The sequence below is a fragment of the Burkholderia metallica genome (assembly GCF_001718555.1).
Taxonomy (GTDB): Bacteria; Pseudomonadota; Gammaproteobacteria; order Burkholderiales; family Burkholderiaceae; genus Burkholderia; species Burkholderia metallica.
This window is the reverse complement of the sequence record NZ_CP013402.1, coordinates 322,381-341,287: the sequence shown is the minus strand read 5'-3', so window position 1 is coordinate 341,287 and position 18,907 is coordinate 322,381. Positions and strand designations below refer to the sequence as shown.

The window sequence follows — 18,907 nt, the reverse complement described above, 5'->3', positions numbered from 1 at the left end:
TTTTACTCTCCGAGGTAGAGGTGGTTGAAGCAGAAATATCTTGTGCCCGTGTTGTACCCATTCCTCCAAGCATCAGGATCAAGCAAACAAGCCATCGCCAATTTCGGTATCGATTCGTGAGTTCCATGCTGTCGTCCTTGTTTCAATGACCTGATTGAGTATCGCGATACTGCGTGTGGTGACAATCTCTGAATCTTTTTCACTTGACACGATCTTCGGCACCACCTTGCAGCAAAGCATCTTTCCGCCTACGAACCATCCATTTCCAACGTCCAACTGACGGCCGCGCTGCCTGACATTGGGCGCCAGCGGATTAGTGGGCCCTAGACTGGTGTAGACATACATCAAGCTTCGACGAGACCAGTAGTCCTGCATGGCATGGTCTTCTGGATGCTGAGGTGGAAATGGCAGGTTATCGCCTTCCGAATTCGCCGTGCCGGGGTGCCAAAGGCCAAGAAAATGACCGATCTCGTGGGCAAAGGTCTGTACCAACTGGTCTGGCGTGGAAGGTCCGGCGCCATGCATTTGCTCAGCAGCCACCAACGCTGTATTCCTCGCCCCCCAACCAATACCGTCTCCAATCATCGAGTCCACGACGTACATATTCAGATGTGCGGCTATGCGGTTCAAACCGGTCACGTCGTTAAACTCATTGATAGCGCCTTGGACGGTCATCACCCCCGCCTGATTCAAATCGATGGTGTCGTCAAGCCATTGCGTGACTTGAAAGCGAATACCGGCTGTACGCCAGATGTCGTTGATGCTGTCGAAGATCGGCTCAATAGTCGAACGCTGCAACGAAGGGGGAACGCGTGGAATTTCAGGATGTCCGTTCTGCCCGATGGATACCAGATGAACGGCCACCGCAACTGTAATTGGATCGTAGTGCTCCACAAACAACCTGTGCAGTAGCGGGCCATCAGAACTTCCATAGCGCACCTCAACCGTCGAGTTTCGCGGATCGACAACTGCGATGGACCGCCCTGTCCTTGCAACACCCGTGAGCTCAACAACATCATCAGCAAGGAGCCGAACCCTCACCACGGTTTCATCACTGCTCTTGAGAAACAGCGGCACACCCCTCGCCACATGCACGCGCACCATCCGCACCTGAATGGTTTCCCCCGCCATCAGGCTCACAACCGGGCCGGCACGGCCGTCCACAAAACCACGCTCGTCCAGTTCCGGTTGCCGTGGATTGAATCGCCCCGGATTCTGGCGAACGAAGCGAACGGGAACGAATCGATGCCCCTCGTAGATCTCGCGAACGAGCGGTTGAGGCGCCGCTGCCGAACTCGCCTTGGCCGGCGATTTTCCCTTGGCTGGCGTTGATGGCGGCACGCCGCATGGCACCATCGTGTCCGGCGGGGCGCTGCCACCACCCGCCGCCAGCTTCGCGACGAAGTCGGGATGGAACTGCTTGATCGTCGAATTGGACAGATCACGATGGAAACCATATCGCAGGCTGGTATCGATCCTGCCGCCAACGATCTCATGGCGTTCGATCTCCCCGTTTGGCACCATCCCGTTGTCCACCTGGAATTGCAGAATCGCCTCCTCGATTTCGACATGATCCAGTTTGTCGTCGGGTGTTTGACTCAAACCGTTGAAACGATACGGCTTGTCGTAGTAACCCATGATCATCAAGCGACGCTTGGCGCCCTGGATGCCCATGGTGGTTCTGCCGTCGGTGGTTTCATCGGCGCTGTAGTCTCGCGGGCGCAGGTGGATCACGGTTCCCAGGATCTGGAGCTCCCCCGTCATACCGGGCTGCAGGCCCGGCAGCAGAATCTGCCCGTTCGGCTCCGTCTTGCCCTCGATTTCGGGATGACCGGGAATACGCAGCTTGTACGGGATACCCGCTAACGCACGGTCTGCCTCGCTACCGCTCACGCCGGGATAGGTCTGGAAGTAGATGCGCAGAGGGCGCTGCGGCAGTTCGACCTTGCACACCGAGCCGCCTGACTTCAGCTTCAGTTCAGGTGGAGGCGCGGACGTTTTCCTGGTGGGTCGTTGGCTCGTCATCGGTGAGTCACAGAAGTTCGATTTTCAAGGATTCGCTGTATTCGGCCAGATGCAGTGTGGTTTCCCCGTCGGCATTGGTGATGCCCTCGATCCGACTGCCATCGGCACGCGTGATGCGATACGGGTGATACGGCGCAATCTGATTGGTACCTTCCCAATGCAGCTTGAAGAATCCTTCGTAGATCTTGCCGAAGCTGTCGGAAAACGGGATTCGCATCGATTCCGCTCCCGCCTTGCTCCACTTCGCGCACTTCTCCTGGATCTGCCCGGTGGTCCCGTTTACGATGCCGTCGGCGGTGATGCGAATGAACGAGCCGCCTACGCCGATCCAGATCTCCTTCGACGCGTTCAGCACGATTTTTCCGTCCAGGCTGGTAACCGTCAGATCCTTCAGCGCCGCGAGCGCCATCGCATCGTCTTGCGCCTGAATCTCGACCTTGCCCTGCGCTGCGACCAGTCGGATACCCAGCTTCGCGGCAAACAACGAGATCGCGCCCTTGATCGAGCCGATCAAGGATCTGCCGGACGACACGCTCACGTCTCGTGCCGCCGTCACTGCGTGGTCCCCCTGGCTTGCAATATGCACGCCTTGCGCCGCGCTCATGCCGATACCCGACGCGCTCGCCAACACGATGTCAGGGCGACTCATTTCCGGAAACAGGTTCTCGCTCGGATCGGCGACATCGCCTTTTATCGCTTCGTTCTGCGTCTTGATCGCCTGCGTCGCATCATGCTGGCTCACCCCGGCTTCCTGCGCGTTGTGCCGCTGCGCCAGATCCGCCATCTCCTCATGCAGTTCCCTCGCCTGGGTCAAGCGAGCCACGGTCTCTGCCATGTCCTTCGCCGGTGCGCTTGCCCCTTCCCGCGCCTCTGTCGTCACCAGCATTCCGCGGTTTGCCCGCATCACCCCGTGCGCTTCCGTCGCCATCTCGAACCCGACGCCACGCTCCTGCTGTCGTCCCGTGCCTCCCTCGATGCGGGTGTTATACCCAAGCACCAACCTCGACTGCGCGTAATCGCTCGAAATCTGGACCTGAAGTTTTCCAGGCGTGTCGTCAACCACTACCTGGTTAGCCTGACTGCCAGTCAGACTCATGCTGCACCAGCCCATCAACGCATGATTCTTCGGCAACACCCACGGTGGCTGGTTGAACTGGTTCACCTGACGATCCGACACATACGGCTTGTCCGGATCCCCTTCGTGATAGCTCACCGTCACCTCCTGGCCGATGCGCGGCAACGCCACGAACCCGAAGCCGCTCCCCTGCCACGGCGATGAAACCCGCATCCAGCAGCTCGAATTCTCGTCACGCGAACCGAGCCGGTCCCACACGAACTGGACTTTCACGCGCGCATAGCCATCGACCCATATCGGCTGGTCAGCAGGCCCCACCACGACGGCCGTTTCCGATCCGCATGGCGGCTTGCGCTTCGGGCGGCTACGAAAAAACGTCGTAGCGGGCTGCAGCACAAAATCCGTTACGCAGTGGTACGGTTCGCCGCCCGTGGCTTCATCGTTGTTACGAATGTCGATCGTCGCGGCGACCACCAGGTATTCCGCATTGGTGCGCGCCTGCGGACACCCTTCGAGGTGAAAGGTGTGGCCCGTCGCTATTCCACGCAGGTTGCCGCGCCCCTTCGCACGCAAGCTCCTGCAACGCTCTGCGTCGACACGCACCCCTGCCAAATATCGCGCCTCCTGAACACAACTGTTCGGCATTCCAGACAGCCCCATCGTCCCTGCCAACGGCTGCGAGTAATCGCCCCACGCATAGTGCTCTGCATTGCTAAATGGAATATCACTCGGACGATCGACTACCGTCGACAGATTTGCACGAGATTGGGTCGAATCGTAATCGATCAAACTCACCGCTCCCGCGGTAAGCCGGCGCGACACCGTCAGGCGATGGATATGCTCTTCGTCGACTCGCTTCCCCGCCGGTGCGTGATAAGAAATCGTGTCATACATGTTTCCGTGCGGCTTGTGTGATCCAGGCGAGTCGCACAGCACCAACGTCGAGCCATCCATGAAGTAGTAGATGCCCCACTCGCACCATAACCGGCTCAGGAATTCAAAATCAGATTCCCACATCTGCCGCACATAGTCGCGCGTCGGGTAAACACCCTTCAATCCAACCGCACCTAACCGCCATTCATATTTGAACGGATAGAGGCTCGAACCGAGAATCGCTTCCGTGATCTCGACGACGTTTTTGTTCTGGAAAATGCGGTTTTCGCGGTTGAGCGTCGTGAGCCACAGCCACGGCCGTACGCTCATCTCGTAATAGGCGTACCGATCGTCCTCGCCGGTAGACGTAAACTCGGTGATCAAGCCGACGATTTCGCGCTTGCCTGCGCCCAGGTTGCCCAGCCCGGCACCGCCTGGTATGCCGGGAGAGAACGTCCCCTTGCCATCGAATTCGATTGAGATGGTGAGTTCCGTTCCGACCAGCTTTTCCGGTTGGATGCGATCACGTGCCTCATAGACGGGCAACGTCGGCATATGCAAGGTCTTGAGTTCCAGCGTGAACTCGGCGAGCGTGCCGAGTTCTTCTTGACCATGAAGTCTGATAGGCAGAAGGATTGACCGGCCTGCCACGCCAGGAAGCGCCGCACCCGAAATCGACACGACGCGGGATTGCGTTGGTACGTACATGGACTCCCCTTCTCAAGCTCTATCGATTCGTGTCATGGCAGCGCCATGAAGATCCGCCGAGGGCCGACGCCCATTCCCGACTATCGTGTCCAATTGCCGCCGGTTCGTGATTGCCTCGGGTACCCGGTACCTTCATGCAGGTCAATCGCCCGTCTTCGCCAATCACCCTCTGACGCCCCACAACTCCAGTTTGAGTGATGGAAAATCACCCGCTACGTGCAACGCCAAACCACCGTGACGCACAACCTCCTCCCACAGCGGCCCATCCTGGGTCAACTCGTAGTAGATGTAGCCCGCGTTGAACGGGAGCTGCCGCGGCGGAACAGGCAAGGTCTGGAGACCGATTCCCGGCAAGTGGCTGCGCACGAGGCTTGGCAGCTTGTCGGACGGACCGGCCTTTGCTTGTGCAAGGAACTGCTGCTTCAGCAGGTCAGGCGGCATGGCGGCATGCACGGCGAGCACGACGGCGGTAAAACCTTGCATGTCGAACGGATCGACCACCGCGTTTCGCATGCCGTGGCCCCGATCCTCGAGTGCAATGCTTTGCGCGCTGCGCACCAGCACGGCGTTGAGCAGTCGATGCGTGTCGTCGACAACCGGCTTCAGGCACAGGTGCGGCGTCGTGTGCTGATAAGGCGGATGTGTATCGAGCGGCCGGCGCGTATCCGTGCGCAGATGGGTCGACAGCTCGCCCGCCATGCCGATCAACAACACATGGATGTCCGCGGGCGACGTGGTCGGCACGCGCAGCATGTGCTGCAGCAACGGCTCGTACCGGTTCAGGATCTGCAGCAACAGGTAATCCGTGACCGTTGCGGCACTCGCGGTGGTGTCCTCGGTGCCCGCCAGCCGTTGTGCCAGCGCATTCGCGCGCAACCTCGCGAGATCGTGAATCTTCGTGACCCAGCTGGTCAGCAGATCGCTCGCCCCAAAACCCGAAACAGGTGGCACGAGCGTATTGTCGAGCTCGATGCTGCCATCCGCACGAATCGTTTTCACGCATGTGAGTGCGAGGCCGATCCACGCATCACCGAGTTCCTTCTCTGGCAGAAGGCGCAAGCGCAGGTTCGAAAGCTGCACGGATTCGGGTGCGAGGCCGACCGAATTCGTGTCGCGCAACTCAGTGTCGAACACGAGGTAGCGCGCCAGCGAATCCGCAGTGTTCACGAACGTCGTCTCTTCGCAATTCGGCAGTCGGACCGGTACCGCCAGATAGATCACCTGATCGAGATGCTCCGGTCGAATCGTCAACGGAGGCGGCAGCGGCGTGTTACCCGGCGCGTCGAACGGCGAGCCGTCGGCGAACACGCCGGCGGCGGATTTGACGATCACCTTGCCGAGCGCGAGCGATTCCAGATCGAGTGCGTAGTGCGAAAAACCGAAAAAGAACGGCGACAGCGGCGCCGCGCGCATGTGCGCGTACTTCTCCAAATAGCGATCCTGCTGCTGGAACAGTTGCGGACGGAAAAACAATCCTTCCTGCCAGGCGACCTTGGCATACCAGCTCATACGTATCGTCCGTTTCGTTGCGCGACGTGATTCATTTCTTGGCTTCCTCGATCCGGACGGCCTTGGCCTCGAGATCGATCTTCAGTTTCAGCTTCGGCGTGAAGAAGCGGTACCACGCCTTGTCGGGTGCGATCGGCATCGTGTAGACCGTCCGCCACACGGAATTCGGCAAGTCGCGATAAGCCGCAATCACGCCGATGACGGTCGTTGCCGGATCCGGGCGCCGAGCAATGGTCCGATGTTCGCCAGGTCGCAGTTGTACTTCGTCGCGCTTCACGACGTCGTCGCCCAGTACGGTCTTCTCCTGGGTCTGCAGCGTGAAGAAGTCCGCCGCATTGAAGGCGTTGTCGTTCTTCAGCTCATAGAGGCGCACGACAATCGGCGCCGCCCGTCCACGGTCGTCCGGATTGACGTCGACCTTCGCGTCGACCATCATGTCAAGCCGGATCGGCTCCTTGGGTTTCGGCTCGCCGCTCGCACAGGCGGAAATCAACACAACACTGGCGAGGGTGGCGGCAGTCAGAATCGAACGCATGCAGATTTCACCTTGTTGGACAGCGAGATGCGCCGCGCGCGGAGAAAGCAGCCTTCTCCCAACGCGCGGCACCTCCCGGGCTTACGCTTCCTTGTTGCCCTTGATGTCGAAGCTGGCCGTCACGGCACCGCCGCTGCCGCCCTGCGCGTTCTGCACGACGTACTCCTGCTTCACCTTCGCGAACGACAGCGACACCGTTTCGCGGCTCTTCTCGGCATCCAGCTTGCTGCCCGACGGCTTCACGCGCGTGACGATCACGTCGCTCATCGTGAGCTTCAGGTACTCGAGCGGGTTGCCACCGGCCTTGCGCATCACGAGCGTCGCCTGGTCGATGTGCTTGCCGGTCAGCGCGTACTTCATCAGGTTCGGACTCGCGCGATCGATGTTGTGTTCGAATGTCAGATCCTTGACCGTCGCCTTGCCTGCACCGCCGCCGCTACCGGCATGCATCGTCGATTCCTGCAGGATTTCCCAGTCCCAGTTCAGGATTTCGATCTCGTCCTTGTGCTTGTCGTCGAGCGATTCGCCGTTGATGCCGTCGATCTTCAGGAAAATGTCTTGTGCCATACCAATGCTCCTTGAGTGAGTGAAAACGGGTCGGGCGCTACGGGAGAGAATGGTCCGACGCCCGACCTAAGAGGGCCAAGCTTCTATATCAAGCCGCTTCCTTGATCGACGGCAGCTTGGTGACGAGCCGCAGCGAAACCGTCAGTCCCTCGAGCTGGAAGTGCGGACGCAGGAAGAATTTCGCCTGGTAGTAGCCGGGATTGCCTTCGACGTCTTCGACGAGGACTTCGGCTGCTGCGAGCGGCCGGCGCGCCTTGGTGTCTTGCGACGAGTTGGCCGGATCCGCGTCGACGTAGTGCATGACCCATTCATTGAGCCAGCGCTGCATGTCCTCACGCTCCTTGAACGCGCCGATCTTGTCGCGCACGATGCACTTCAGGTAGTGCGCGAAGCGCGAGCAGGCGAACAGATACGGCAGGCGTGCGGACAGGTTCGCGTTGGCAGTCGCATCCGCGTCGTGATACTCGGCCGGCTTTTGCAGCGACTGCGCGCCGATGAAGGTCGCGTGATCGGTATTTTTGCGATGCACGAGCGGAATGAAGCCGTTCTTCGACAGTTCGGCCTCGCGCCGATCCGAGATCGCGATCTCGGTCGGACACTTCATGTCGACCCCGCCGTCGTCGGTCGGGAACGTGTGGCACGGCAAGTTCTCGACCGTGCCGCCCGACTCGACGCCGCGGATCAGCGAGCACCAGCCGTACTGCTTGAACGAGCGGTTGATGTTGACGCCCATCGCATACGCGGCGTTCGCCCAGCCGTAGCGGCTGTGATCCGACCCATTCGTGTCTTCCTCGAAATCGAACTCGTCGACCGGATTGGTCTTCGCACCATACGGCACGCGCGCGAGGAAGCGTGGCATCGCGAGCCCAACATAGCGCGCGTCCTCGGTGTTGCGCAGCGAATTCCATGCCGCGTATTCGAGGTTCTGCGTGAAGATCTTCGTCAGGTCACGCGGGTTCGCGAGCTCCTGCCACGACTCCATCTGCAGCACCGACGGCGCCGCGCCCGTGATGAACGGCGTATGCGCGGCCGCGGCGACTTTCGCGATCGAGCCCAGCAGGTCGACGTCGGGCGGCGTATGGTCGAAATAGTAGTCGGCGACCAGGCAGCCGTACGGTTCGCCGCCGAGCTGGCCGTATTCCTGTTCGTAGATCTGCTTGAAGAGCGGACTCTGGTCCCATGCGATGCCCTTGTACCGGCGCATCGTGCGGTGCAGTTCGGTCTTCGATACGTCGAGGGCGCGGATCTTGAGGTGCTCGTCCGTCTCCGTGTTCGATACAAGGTGATGCAGACCACGCCAGGCCGACTCCAGCGCCTGATAGTCGTCGTGGTGGAGAATCAGATTGATCTGCTCGGAGAGCTTGTGGTCGATCTGCGCGATGATCGCGGCGATGCTCTTGTATGCGTCGTCGCTGATCGTGGTCGATTGCGTCAGCGCCTGCTCGGCGAGCGTCTGGACCGCATGTTCGACTGCTTCACGCGCCTGCTCGGTCTTCGGGCGGAACTCCCTTTCGAGCAGTTGCGTAAAGTCGGATTGAATGGCCGTCTGAGCGTGGTCGGCCTGTGCTTGCTGTTTCGCCATGGTGGTCATCCTCGATCGCTTCGTCGGTCAGTTCGCTTTGTTCCGTTCGGCTTCATCGCCCTCGTGACGCACGGGCCTGGGCGCGGAGGCCAGCGACTCGAGCAGCGCCGGATCCTGCAGCAATTGGGTAACGAGCGCTTCGGCACCCGACTTGCCGTCCATGTAGGTCTGCAGGTTCGCAAGCTGCGTACGCGCTTCGAGCAGCCGGCGCAGCGGCTCGACTTCTCGAGCGATGGCGGCCGGCGAGAAGTCCTCGATGCTCTCGAAGGTCATGTCGACCATCATCTGACCTTCACCCGTCAGCGTGTTCGGCACGGCAAACGCGACGCGAGGACGAATCGCCTTCATGCGTTCGTCGAAATTGTCGATATCGATGTCGAGGAACCGCCGATCCGATACAGCCGGCAGCGGCTCGACCGGATGCTTGCCGGAGAGGTCGGCCAGCACGCCCATCACGAACGGCAGCTCGACCTTTTTCTCCGAGCCGTAGACCTCGACGTCGTACTCGATTTGCACGCGCGGCGCACGATTGCGCGCGATGAATTTCTGCGAACTGCTGGAAGCGGACATGAACAGGTTCTCCTGGACGGTGGTAAGTGGACTGCGCTCAGCAAAGCGCTTCGTCCAAACGGGATGGCAATGCATCGAACGTCAACGCCTGCACAGGCGCTGCGGCTGGATCGGCGACACCGATTGCAATACGTGCAAGCGCGGCGTTCGACGTGAACGCGTCGAGCCAAAGGGCCGACAGGCGAGGCAGCACATGTTGTTCGATAAAGCCGATGAGGACTCGCGCACCGGTCTCCTGTACGAGGCAACGGCCGACGATGTAGTCGACCAACGACTCGTCATAGGTAAGCGCGATTTCATGACTGTCGGCCATGCGCTTCGCCACGCGCCCCAGATGCAGACGGACGACGCGAGCAAGCGCGGCGTCGGCCAGCGGCCGGTAAGGCACGACCGTCACTCGTCCGAGAAAGGCAGCCGGGAAGACTTTCAGCAATTCGGGGACGAGCGCATCCCGTAACCCGTCCATATCGGGCGACAACATTGGATCGGCGCACAGGCCCGCGGTCAGATCGGAGCCGACATTGCTGGTCAGCAGGATGGTGGTATTGCGGAAATCGATGTGGCGACCGTCGCCGTCCTCCATGTAGCCCTTGTCGAACACCTGGAAGAACATTTCATGCACGTCGCGATGGGCCTTTTCGATCTCGTCGAGCAGCACGACCGCGTACGGACGGCGGCGTACCGCTTCGGTCAGCACCCCGCCCTCCCCATAACCGACATACCCGGGCGGCGCCCCTTTCAAGCCCGACACGGTGTGGGCTTCCTGATACTCGCTCATGTTGATCGTGATCAGGTTTTGTTCGCCGCCGTACAGCGCCTCGGCCAGTGCCAGTGCTGTTTCTGTCTTGCCCACACCCGACGGCCCCGCGAGCAGGAACACGCCGAGCGGCTTCTTCGGGTCGGTCAGGCCGGCCCGCGCGGTCTGCACGCGCTCGCCGATCAGGCGCAGCGCATCCGCCTGACCGATCACGCGCGCGTCCAGCGTTTCGGGTAGTCGGCGCACGGCGGCCACCTCGTCCGTGACCATGCGACCTACCGGGATACCGGTCCAATCCGAAACGATCTCCGCGACGATCGCCTCGTCGACTTCCGGAAACACGAGCGGTGCCTCGCCCTGAAGGTCAGCCAGCGCGCGCTCGAGCTCGCGCAGCCGTTCAACGGGCATCGGCGAATCATCGGGCGATCCTGCCGCGCCCCCGCGTGCGGCAAGCAGCGCCTGCGCGGCGGCGACCTGTTCACGCCAACGCATGTCGACCGCGGCCTCCTCCGTTGCCAGCGTGTCGATGCGCACCCGCACATTGGCTAGTGCCTTTTCCGCGTCCAGACCGACGCGGGCCTCCTGCACGAGCAGCGCCTCTTCCGTGCGCGCGGCCGCGAGGCGCTGGCGGACGTCGTCGAGCTCGCGCGGCGTTGCATGTTGCGACAGCGCGACCCGCGCACAGGCGGTATCGAGCAGGCTGATCGCCTTGTCCGGCAACTGGCGTGCCGGAATGTAGCGGTGCGACAACGTCACTGCACCCCGGATCGCATCGTCGCGCACCACGACACCGTGATGCGCCGAGAACGTTTGCGCGAGCCCCCGCACCATATCGATGGCAGCGACCTCGGACGGCTCCGCGACCTGCAGCACCTGAAAGCGCCGGGTCAATGCGGGATCCTTTTCGATATGCCGCTTGTACTCGGCCCAGGTCGTCGCGCCGATCGTCCGGATCGTGCCGCGCGCGAGGGCCGGCTTCAGGAGGTTGGCGGCGTCGCCCGTGCCCGCCTGGCCGCCCGCGCCGATCAGCGTATGGATCTCGTCGATGAACAGGATCACGGGGGCAGCCGACTTCGCGGCCGCTTCGAGTAGCCCCTTCAAGCGGGCCTCGAACTCACCCTTCATGCTGGCACCGGCCAGCAGCGCGCCGACATCGAGGCTGAGCAACCGCACGTCGGCCAGCTTCGGCGGCACGTTGCCCGACGCGATCGCGCGGGCGAGACCTTCGACCACGGCCGTCTTGCCGACGCCGGCTTCGCCGGTCACCAGCGGGTTGTTCTGCCGCCGGCGCAGCAACACGTCGATCATCGTGCGGATCTCGAGCTCGCGGCCGATGACCGGATCGATTTCGCCAGCGCGGGCCAGTGCCGTCAGATCCGTGCAGTACTGCTCAAGCGAACCGCTCTTCGGCGCACCCGGCATCGCGCTGGACGCCTCGCCCGGCGTGGCAGGTAACAATTCGCTGCGGTCATACGGATCATCAGCCGCTTCCGGCGAACCGCCGATCCAGGCCGGAAGCACGTCGGCGAGGCCGTCGACCGGGATTTTGCCGAACGCGGGGGAGATGCCAAGCAGCACACGCCGCAAGTCAGGCGTGGACACGAGTGCTGCGATCAACCACGCACCGCGCACGCGGCGGTCACCGCGTTCGAGCGTCGCAAGCACCCACGCGCGCTCGATTGCCGATTCGATGTGCCACGAAAAATCGCTGATCGAACTTGCGCCCGCCGGCAACGCAGCCAGCGCCCGCGCGAAGTCACGCTCGAGCGTGTCGCGATCAATACCGGCGTGACGAACGATCCGCTGAAGGTCGCCGTCCGGCTGCTGCAGCATTTGATGCAGCCAGTGGATGAGCTCGACGAACGGATTCCCGCGCAACTTGCAGAAACTCGTCGCCGACTCGATGCTTCGGTAAAGCCGAACCCCGAGCTTACCGAACAGTGCTTGGCGCGAAATGGTCATGATGTTCTTAGTTGGTGGCCGCGATGCCCCAAGCATCATTCCCTTGATATCAGGACTACTACGTAGATGCTTCGACTGATATCGCTGGAAATACTCGATCCATCGCTCTCTCTTAGATCCGATTCAATCGGCCAATTCGAATCGGAGCGGCATTATCGACACGAAATTCAATTTCCGTCAATCCATTCCATTGACCTCAATTACCGAAATCAAGCTGCACCACCCGGAATCCATCGCATCGCCCCGCCCCAAATCACACACTTTCCCGCGAGCGCCCCCAGGCCGACACACTCAGATCAAGACAATCCAAGTCATTGTTATTTTGAGATATTTTCGATATCCCAATTATTTGCAATTTTTCACAAATATGCAGCCAATTGATTTTAATATCTTTTTCATACCAACCGTTACTGCATTTAACATTTCACGATCAATCTCAAAAATATTCACAACCCATCTCGAAAAGTCGATTATCTCCGCGACGATAGACGAACCGCCCGGACTCGTGGTTAAAATGCGAAATTCCAGTCATCGGACCCCCAGATGCGTTCCTTTCGTCAGCCGTGGCGTCGCCAACCGAATATCTCTCACACCGAGCCCGTGCCTGACGGATACCGAGAGCGGCAGACGCCCGGCGTGGAATGCCCATACCTTCCGGATTACGAAGTAATCGACCACCCGTACAACAGCGATGATGTGCTGCGCGAACTCGGTATCGGATGCATGGATGGTGCCGATGCACCGGTACGCACCGTAGCCAACGCCGACGGCGCCGACTCCCTGGTCGAGACGTTGCACGCGCAGTACTGGCGCGCGCTGACCGATCCCCATGCGTCGGTTACCACAGAACTGATGCCACCGGGGGATGAACCGACACCGCACACGCTCGCGCCAGATTCGCAGGTCGATCCGGGCGTACGCGGCGAATGCGATTCGATCGAAGCGCTACTGTGTGGCAATCACTCGCTCGAAGACATGTTTGAGCAACTCGATCTGCACGCCGAGCACATCCCGGGCGATGAACCCGTGCCGGAGATCTTGCGACTGTTTGCCCCTCCTGAATTTCACGCAGCGGCCGCGCGGCGGGGGCCGGCCCTGCCGCCTCCGCTCACTCGGCGCGAACACCATGCGCTGTCGGTAGACAGTCCGCTATCCGCCCCTACACGCAAGGACGAGGGATGATCCGGCGCACCGCCTCCGACTCGCCTCAAAACCAACGCTTGAGCGAGCCCCCCCTCGGCGAACGGATCGAGTGCATCTCGACGCGTCTGCGCACGCAGCCGGCCACTGCGTCCCATCGGTGGGCGCTGTTCCAGTTGATGTGCATAACGGGCGAATGGCCGCGAGCGATCCAGCAATTGCAGATGTGGGCAAAACTCGAACCTGGCCAGACGCAAGCCGCACAGGTGTATCGCGACCTGATCCGGGCTGAAAGCTGGCGCAAGCAGGTCGTCGAGGGACGCGCTCGCCCGGGCTTCGTGCTCGAACCGTCAGCAGGAGTCGAGGGTCTGCTGAATGCGCTGCGCCTGGCTGCCGGAGAACAGAACGAGCAGGCCGACGCCGCGCGTGAGGCTTCACTCGATGCCGCGTCGACCGTTCCGGTGCGCGTCCCGCACGGAACGGCGAACTGGATCGTCGATAGCGACTCCCGTTTCGGCCCGTTCTGCGAGGTCATCACGGCCGGGCACTATCGCTGGGTGCCGTTCGCCGATCTGGCTGCATGGCGCGTGTCACTGCCGACGAAACTGGTCGATCTGGTATGGGCGCCATGTACGCTCACGCTCGTCGACAGAAGCATCGTCCGTGGCTTCATGCCTGCACGATATCCAGGGTCGGAGAGCGGCGACGATGCGGTGCGTCTCGGGCGCACGACCGTCTGGCACGAGCATGGACGAACCGGCGTTATCGGTCTCGGCCAGAAAACCTGGACCACTGATCAAGGCGACTTCAGTCTCTTCGAATTGGCGAATGCGGAATTCGGCACGCATGTCGCTGACGGTGCCGCCGGCGGGGAGCGAGTCGATGACTGATCGCAAGAGACCGTCATCCGCCCCGGATACGCTGGCTGTTCGCACACCCCGCCGGGCCAACGCTCACCTGATGCCAACCCTGCTCGACCGGCTGCGCGACGACGCGCCGCATCGACATGTCGAAGCCCCTGAGGAATACACGGTCACGCGCAAGCAGATGCGTGACATCGTGCAGCGCGACCTCGCCTATTTGCTGAACACGACCAGCATCGAGGATCAGATCGATCGCGCGCGCCATCCGCATGCGGCCGCCTCGACCGTCAACTTCGGCGTGCCGCCGCTCGCGGGGGCCTTTCTCGCGTCACGTCAGTGGAACGACGTCGAACGCATGATCCGGCAGGCCATTACCGATTTCGAACCGCGATTGATTCCGGATTCGCTGGTGGTATCGCCTCGCCATGCCATCGAGGCCGGCGAGCATCACAATGTCCTCGCGTTCGAAGTCCGCGGACTGATTCACATGGATCCGTACCCGCTCGAATTCATGGTGCAGAGCTCGCTGGATCTCGAAACGAGCGAGATTCGCATCATCGGCATGCGCACCAGCTGAGCCCGGTGCGACACAACGACAACAAAGAGACCACTCCGATGGACCCGCGACTGCTCGACTACTACAACCAGGAACTCATCTACATGCGCGAGCTGGCTGCTGAATTCGCGCATGCACACCCTAAAATCGCGCGTCGACTCGGGATGCAGGCAGGCGAAGTGGCCGACCCCTACGTCGAGCGCCTGATCGAATCGTTCAGCTTCATGGCCGCACGCATGCAGATCAAGCTTGACGCCGAGTTCCCACGCTTCACGCAGCGGTTGCTCGAAGTTATCTACCCGAACTATGTCGCGCCCACTCCCTCGATTGCCGTCGCACGCATGTATCCGGGCCGGACTGAAGGCAAACTCACCGAAGGGTACCGTATCGCGCGCGGCACATCGTTCACTGCGCGGGTTCCTGATGGAGAAAGAACCGCGTGCCAGTTTACGAGTGGACAAGACGTGACGCTGTGGCCGCTCACGATCACCGACGCACGCCTGACCGGTATTCCGCCCGACATTCCTGCGCTCGAACGTTATACGCCACCGGATACGCAAGTACGAGGCGCGTTACGGATCAAGCTCGCCACGACCGGCGACGTGCATATCGCCGATCTGAAGGGGCTCGATCGGCTTCCCGTCTACCTGGCAGGTGATGAGCAGGTCGCCTCGCATCTCTTCGAACTGCTGCACGCAGGCGGAATCGCGTCCGTGATTGGCGTACCCGGTGAATTCGGCGTACCCGGTCGTCCGCTTGCCGCGGTAACTCAGAGCGCGGTAGAGCACGAGGGGTTGCGCATCGACCAAAATCTGCTTCCGCTCAGCTGGGCGAAATTTCACGGCCACAACCTGCTGCACGAGTACTTTGCATGCCCGGGACGGTTCTGGTTCTTTGCGTTGAACGGCCTCGCCGAAGGACTCTCGCGTATTCGTGGCCGGGAAGCCGAAATCGTCGTCCTGCTCGACCGGGTGCCAGGGCCGCTCGCAAACCTCGCTGACGCTTCTCGCTTTGCGCTTTTCTGCACGCCCGTCATCAATCTCTTCAGCAAACACACCGACAGAATAGAAATCTCGCCGCGCGAGACCGAGTTTCACCTCGTGCCAGCGCGACTGGCGCCGCTCGACTACGAGGTGTTTTCGGTGGAGACCGTGTACGGTCAGGTGGCCCTCACATCCGAAGAGCTTGAATTCCGTTCGCTCTACCAGACACTGAACAACGACGAGGGTAATCACGGGCGTTACTTCTCAACGCGGCGTGAACAGCGCCTCGTGTCCAATTCCGCGCGTCGTTACGGCACGCGTACGCCCTACGTCGGCACCGAAGTGTTTCTCTCGCTCGTCGACCAGAACGAGGCACCTTATGCCGAAAACCTCCGCTTCCTGTCAGTCGACGCGCTCCTGACCAACCGCGATCTGGCCACGCTCGTGCCGCGCAACGGCGTACGCGATCTGGAGACCGCGGAGTCCACGCCGGTGGAAAGCATCGGCCTCATCCGGCCGCCGAGTCCGCCGCTGCCGCCGTATGCCGAGCGGGAAATGGCGTGGCGCCTGATCCGCCAACTCAACTTCAACTATCTGCCGCTCGACGATCTCGATCACCGCGAAGGCGGTCAGGGGCTTCGCGATCTGCTGCGCCTGTACCTCGCGGAAGGCGACTCCGCGCAAAACCGGCAAGTCGAAAGCCTTGTCGGCGTCAAGACACGCCCGGTGACGCGCAAGCTGCCGGGGACCGGCCCGATGACGTTCGGGCGCGGCATCGAGTGCGCGCTGACGGTAGATGAGACCGGCTTCTCTGGCATGAGCCCCTATCTCTTCGGCACGATCCTCGAGCATTGGCTCGCACGGCACGTCTCGATCAACAGCTTTACGCACACCGAGCTGCATTCGATGCAGCGTGGCCGCATTGCCCGCTGGCCAGTGCGCACGGGCACGCGCGGAGTATTGTAATCAAGCGCGCGACGCTGCCGGTGCTGCTACGCGACAGCACGCTGTCGCCAGAGCTGCTCGAACACTTGCAGGCCGAGCCCTGGCGTTTCGGATTCCTGTCGCTGTTACGGCGCATCGGCGCGAATCCAGCGATCGATCCGATCGGCACCGCATCCCGACCGCGTTTGGAGCCGTTCCGGCTCGGCCAGCAACCGAGCCTTGCGTTCGCACCGCGCGAAATCGCCAACGCTCAGGAATCCGATGGACGATTGAAGGTGCGACTGTTCGGTCTCGGGACGCTTGGCCCCAATGGTCCGCTGCCGATCCACGTGACCGAGATCGCGAAGGATCGCGAGGATAGCCGGCGAGATACGACGACGGTTGATTTTCTTGACCTCTTCCATCACCGCTTCTTCACGCTGCTCTATCGCGCGTGGGCTTCGTCCCAGTCCACAGCCGGACTTGACCGGAAGGAAAACGAGCGGTTTTCGTTTTACATCGCGTGCCTCGTCGGGCAAGACGTCGGCGAAATCAGCCGGCGCCCCCTACCCTCGCACGCGCGTCTCGCCGCCACCGCGCACCTCGTGCGCGAAGCGCGCAATCCGGACGGACTACGCGCCACGCTCGAACGCTACTTCGGCGTGCCGGTCACGATCGCGGAGAACGTGTTTCACTGGATCGAGATCGATCCCGCCGATCTCGGCCGCATGGGTCGTCCTGGAGCGACGGCGACAATGGGACAAGGCGCAATGCTCGGCCGCGTCGCCCCGGATCGACAGCATCGCTTTCGCATTGTGATCGGTCCGGTCGATCTCGACGCCTACTTACGCTTCACGCCGCAGGGCGAGGATCTGCCTCGGCTCGTCGAGTGGGTACGGGCGTTCGTCGGCTACGAGTTGGGATGGGAGCTTGAGTTGCGTATCAAGCCAGAGAGTGCTCCGCCTGCGGTTATGGGCGGCCGGCAGCGCATGGGCTGGTCCGGGTGGCTCGGTCGCCCGTCTCCGCATAAGCCCATTACCGGCATGCGATTCGAGCCCGAACGTTACGTGCGGCATTTCGATCGCCGTGCCACTGATCTCAAGAACCGACCATGAGCAAGAAGCAATCCGCCGCGCCCGGCAAACCGGCCCGGACGTCCGCCGCGAATGTGCCGAATTTCGACTGGCTCACGCCCGTAAGCGATGACTTGCTCTGTGGCCCGGACCTCGAATACGACCACGATTTCGTCGTGCTGTTCTCCCGAGTTGCCCCCAAACAGGACGTACAGTACGGTGCGTTCGTGGGCGCGCCCGATCCGCTCAACTGGAGCGAGATCGAACGGGATTGCCGGCGGCTCATGATGCGCACGAAGGACCTGCGTGTCGCCGTGCTGTATACACGTTGCCGCGTACGTCTCGGTGGTGTCGTGGGCCTGGCAGAGGGAACCGCGGTGCTGGCTGCGTGGGTGCAAGCCTTTCCGGACGATATCCATCCGCAGACGAGCACCGATAACGATCGCGACGCGGCGCTGGAAATGCGAATGAACGCATTGCAAGCGCTATCGGACCCCGAAGGGTTGCTGGCCGATGTCCGGGAAATCGTACTGGTGAAGTCGACCGCTACCCGCCTGCAGGTGCGTGACGTCGAACGCGCCTTCGCGCATCCGCGTCCGGCCGATGCGCTCGCGCCCGAATCCGTCATCCAGCTGTTGCAGGATCTGCGCACGCAGCACCCCGCAACGATCGAAGGCATCGACGATACGATCGCCCATCTCGCCACGATCAACGCGTGGTGCAACAGTCATCTCGAATCCCACCAGCCAGACCTTTCGATGCTGACGCGACTGCTCGACAGATTAGGCACGCCCACGCAGGCCGAATCGGCCGAACCGCCCGATACGATTCCCGCCCCGACCGCGATGCCCGACACATCTTCGCAGGACAATGCGGTAACGCTGACCGCGCCGGCGAATTCCGTATCGGCGAGCGATCCTGAATGTGCCTCGGCGCCAAATAAGTCCATGCCGTCCAACCGCGACTCGGCGCTTGCAACGATTCGAGCCGCACGGGCATGGTTCGAACATCACGAACCGAGCAGCCCGATTCCGGTGTTACTCAAACGCGCCGAACAGTTCGTCGGCAAACGCTACGCCGAAGTCGTCAAGGCAATTCCGGCCGAGCTTCTGGCGCAATGGGAAGACGACGGTTCGTGACCGACCAGAAAACAAGATTGCATCGCTCAACGCACGCGGCCGCCCGAAGGCGGCCGCGCGAAGTGG

Annotated in this window: 14 protein-coding genes; 6 read left to right on the top strand and 8 right to left on the bottom strand. The window is 61.6% G+C overall.

From position 1 onward, the window contains the following. Positions 1 to 78 precede the first annotated feature (78 nt). From WJ16_RS17415 to tssH, 8 genes are all read right to left on the bottom strand, one after another. Positions 79 to 1,953, bottom strand: coding sequence for a zinc metalloprotease (locus tag WJ16_RS17415; protein ID WP_157126796.1), 1,875 nt, complete (start codon positions 1,951 to 1,953; stop codon positions 79 to 81). 79 nt (positions 1,954 to 2,032) lie between these two features. Beyond that, entirely contained in the window at positions 2,033 to 4,681 is a 2,649-nt protein-coding gene (locus WJ16_RS17410; RefSeq protein WP_084636057.1) for a type VI secretion system Vgr family protein, read from the bottom strand. A gap of 162 nt (positions 4,682 to 4,843) precedes the next feature. Continuing rightward, positions 4,844 to 6,190: a type VI secretion system baseplate subunit TssK gene (gene tssK, locus WJ16_RS17405; RefSeq protein WP_069258315.1), complete on the bottom strand. Its 1,347-nt coding sequence runs from the start codon at positions 6,188 to 6,190 to the stop codon at positions 4,844 to 4,846. A 31-nt stretch (positions 6,191 to 6,221) separates the two neighbouring features. Next, a complete protein-coding gene (gene tssJ, locus WJ16_RS17400; RefSeq protein WP_069258314.1) occupies positions 6,222 to 6,725 on the bottom strand; it encodes a type VI secretion system lipoprotein TssJ in 504 nt (167 codons plus the stop codon). An 81-nt stretch (positions 6,726 to 6,806) separates the two neighbouring features. Next, a complete protein-coding gene (locus WJ16_RS17395; protein ID WP_034180312.1) occupies positions 6,807 to 7,292 on the bottom strand; it encodes an Hcp family type VI secretion system effector in 486 nt (161 codons plus the stop codon). Positions 7,293 to 7,380: 88 nt separating this feature from the next. Further along, positions 7,381 to 8,874 (bottom strand): type VI secretion system contractile sheath large subunit, encoded by a 1,494-nt coding sequence (gene tssC, locus WJ16_RS17390; RefSeq protein ID WP_069258313.1) that lies wholly within the window; start codon positions 8,872 to 8,874, stop codon positions 7,381 to 7,383. Between the two features lie 27 nt (positions 8,875 to 8,901). Further along, positions 8,902 to 9,444 carry a type VI secretion system contractile sheath small subunit gene (tssB, locus tag WJ16_RS17385; protein WP_069258312.1) on the bottom strand — a complete coding sequence of 181 codons (543 nt, stop codon included), beginning with the start codon at positions 9,442 to 9,444 and terminating at the stop codon, positions 8,902 to 8,904. Positions 9,445 to 9,481: 37 nt separating this feature from the next. After that, positions 9,482 to 12,163, bottom strand: coding sequence for a type VI secretion system ATPase TssH (tssH, locus tag WJ16_RS17380; RefSeq protein ID WP_069258311.1), 2,682 nt, complete (start codon positions 12,161 to 12,163; stop codon positions 9,482 to 9,484). 543 nt (positions 12,164 to 12,706) lie between these two features. On the opposite strand from tssH, the gene WJ16_RS33425 reads away from it, so the two are divergent. Genes WJ16_RS33425 through WJ16_RS17345 form a run of 6 tightly spaced genes read left to right on the top strand, consistent with a single transcriptional unit; the run spans position 12,707 to position 18,841 of the window. Further along, a complete protein-coding gene (locus WJ16_RS33425; protein WP_076605964.1) occupies positions 12,707 to 13,345 on the top strand; it encodes a TagK domain-containing protein in 639 nt (212 codons plus the stop codon). Then, positions 13,345 to 14,193 (top strand): type VI secretion system accessory protein TagJ, encoded by an 849-nt coding sequence (locus WJ16_RS17365; RefSeq protein ID WP_418219862.1) that lies wholly within the window; start codon positions 13,345 to 13,347, stop codon positions 14,191 to 14,193. The genes WJ16_RS33425 and WJ16_RS17365 overlap by 1 nt, the downstream gene beginning before the upstream one ends. Further along, entirely contained in the window at positions 14,186 to 14,743 is a 558-nt protein-coding gene (tssE, locus tag WJ16_RS17360; protein ID WP_069258779.1) for a type VI secretion system baseplate subunit TssE, read from the top strand. Before WJ16_RS17365 ends, tssE begins: the two co-directional genes overlap by 8 nt. 38 nt (positions 14,744 to 14,781) lie before the next feature. Next, on the top strand, positions 14,782 to 16,671 hold the full coding sequence (gene tssF, locus WJ16_RS17355; protein ID WP_069258307.1) for a type VI secretion system baseplate subunit TssF: 1,890 nt from the start codon (positions 14,782 to 14,784) through the stop codon (positions 16,669 to 16,671). Continuing rightward, positions 16,671 to 17,744: a type VI secretion system baseplate subunit TssG gene (gene tssG, locus WJ16_RS17350; protein ID WP_069258778.1), complete on the top strand. Its 1,074-nt coding sequence runs from the start codon at positions 16,671 to 16,673 to the stop codon at positions 17,742 to 17,744. Before tssF ends, tssG begins: the two co-directional genes overlap by 1 nt. Continuing rightward, complete coding sequence (locus WJ16_RS17345; RefSeq protein ID WP_069258306.1) at positions 17,741 to 18,841, top strand: type VI secretion system protein TssA; 1,101 nt, start codon at positions 17,741 to 17,743, stop codon at positions 18,839 to 18,841. The genes tssG and WJ16_RS17345 overlap by 4 nt, the downstream gene beginning before the upstream one ends. The last annotated feature ends 66 nt before the right edge of the window (positions 18,842 to 18,907 follow it).

What these genes read in the sequence shown, in the direction of transcription:
- WJ16_RS17410 (WP_084636057.1), bottom strand. Translation starts at nt 4,681, where the DNA reads ATGTACGTACCAACGCAATCCCGCGTCGTGTCGATTTCGGGTGCGGCG.
- tssK (WP_069258315.1), bottom strand. Translation starts at nt 6,190, where the DNA reads ATGAGCTGGTATGCCAAGGTCGCCTGGCAGGAAGGATTGTTTTTCCGT.
- tssJ (WP_069258314.1), bottom strand. Translation starts at nt 6,725, where the DNA reads ATGCGTTCGATTCTGACTGCCGCCACCCTCGCCAGTGTTGTGTTGATT.
- WJ16_RS17395 (WP_034180312.1), bottom strand. Translation starts at nt 7,292, where the DNA reads ATGGCACAAGACATTTTCCTGAAGATCGACGGCATCAACGGCGAATCG.
- tssC (WP_069258313.1), bottom strand. Translation starts at nt 8,874, where the DNA reads ATGGCGAAACAGCAAGCACAGGCCGACCACGCTCAGACGGCCATTCAA.
- tssB (WP_069258312.1), bottom strand. Translation starts at nt 9,444, where the DNA reads ATGTCCGCTTCCAGCAGTTCGCAGAAATTCATCGCGCGCAATCGTGCG.
- tssH (WP_069258311.1), bottom strand. Translation starts at nt 12,163, where the DNA reads ATGACCATTTCGCGCCAAGCACTGTTCGGTAAGCTCGGGGTTCGGCTT.
- WJ16_RS33425 (WP_076605964.1), top strand. Translation starts at nt 12,707, where the DNA reads ATGCGTTCCTTTCGTCAGCCGTGGCGTCGCCAACCGAATATCTCTCAC.
- tssE (WP_069258779.1), top strand. Translation starts at nt 14,186, where the DNA reads ATGACTGATCGCAAGAGACCGTCATCCGCCCCGGATACGCTGGCTGTT.
- tssF (WP_069258307.1), top strand. Translation starts at nt 14,782, where the DNA reads ATGGACCCGCGACTGCTCGACTACTACAACCAGGAACTCATCTACATG.
- WJ16_RS17345 (WP_069258306.1), top strand. Translation starts at nt 17,741, where the DNA reads ATGAGCAAGAAGCAATCCGCCGCGCCCGGCAAACCGGCCCGGACGTCC.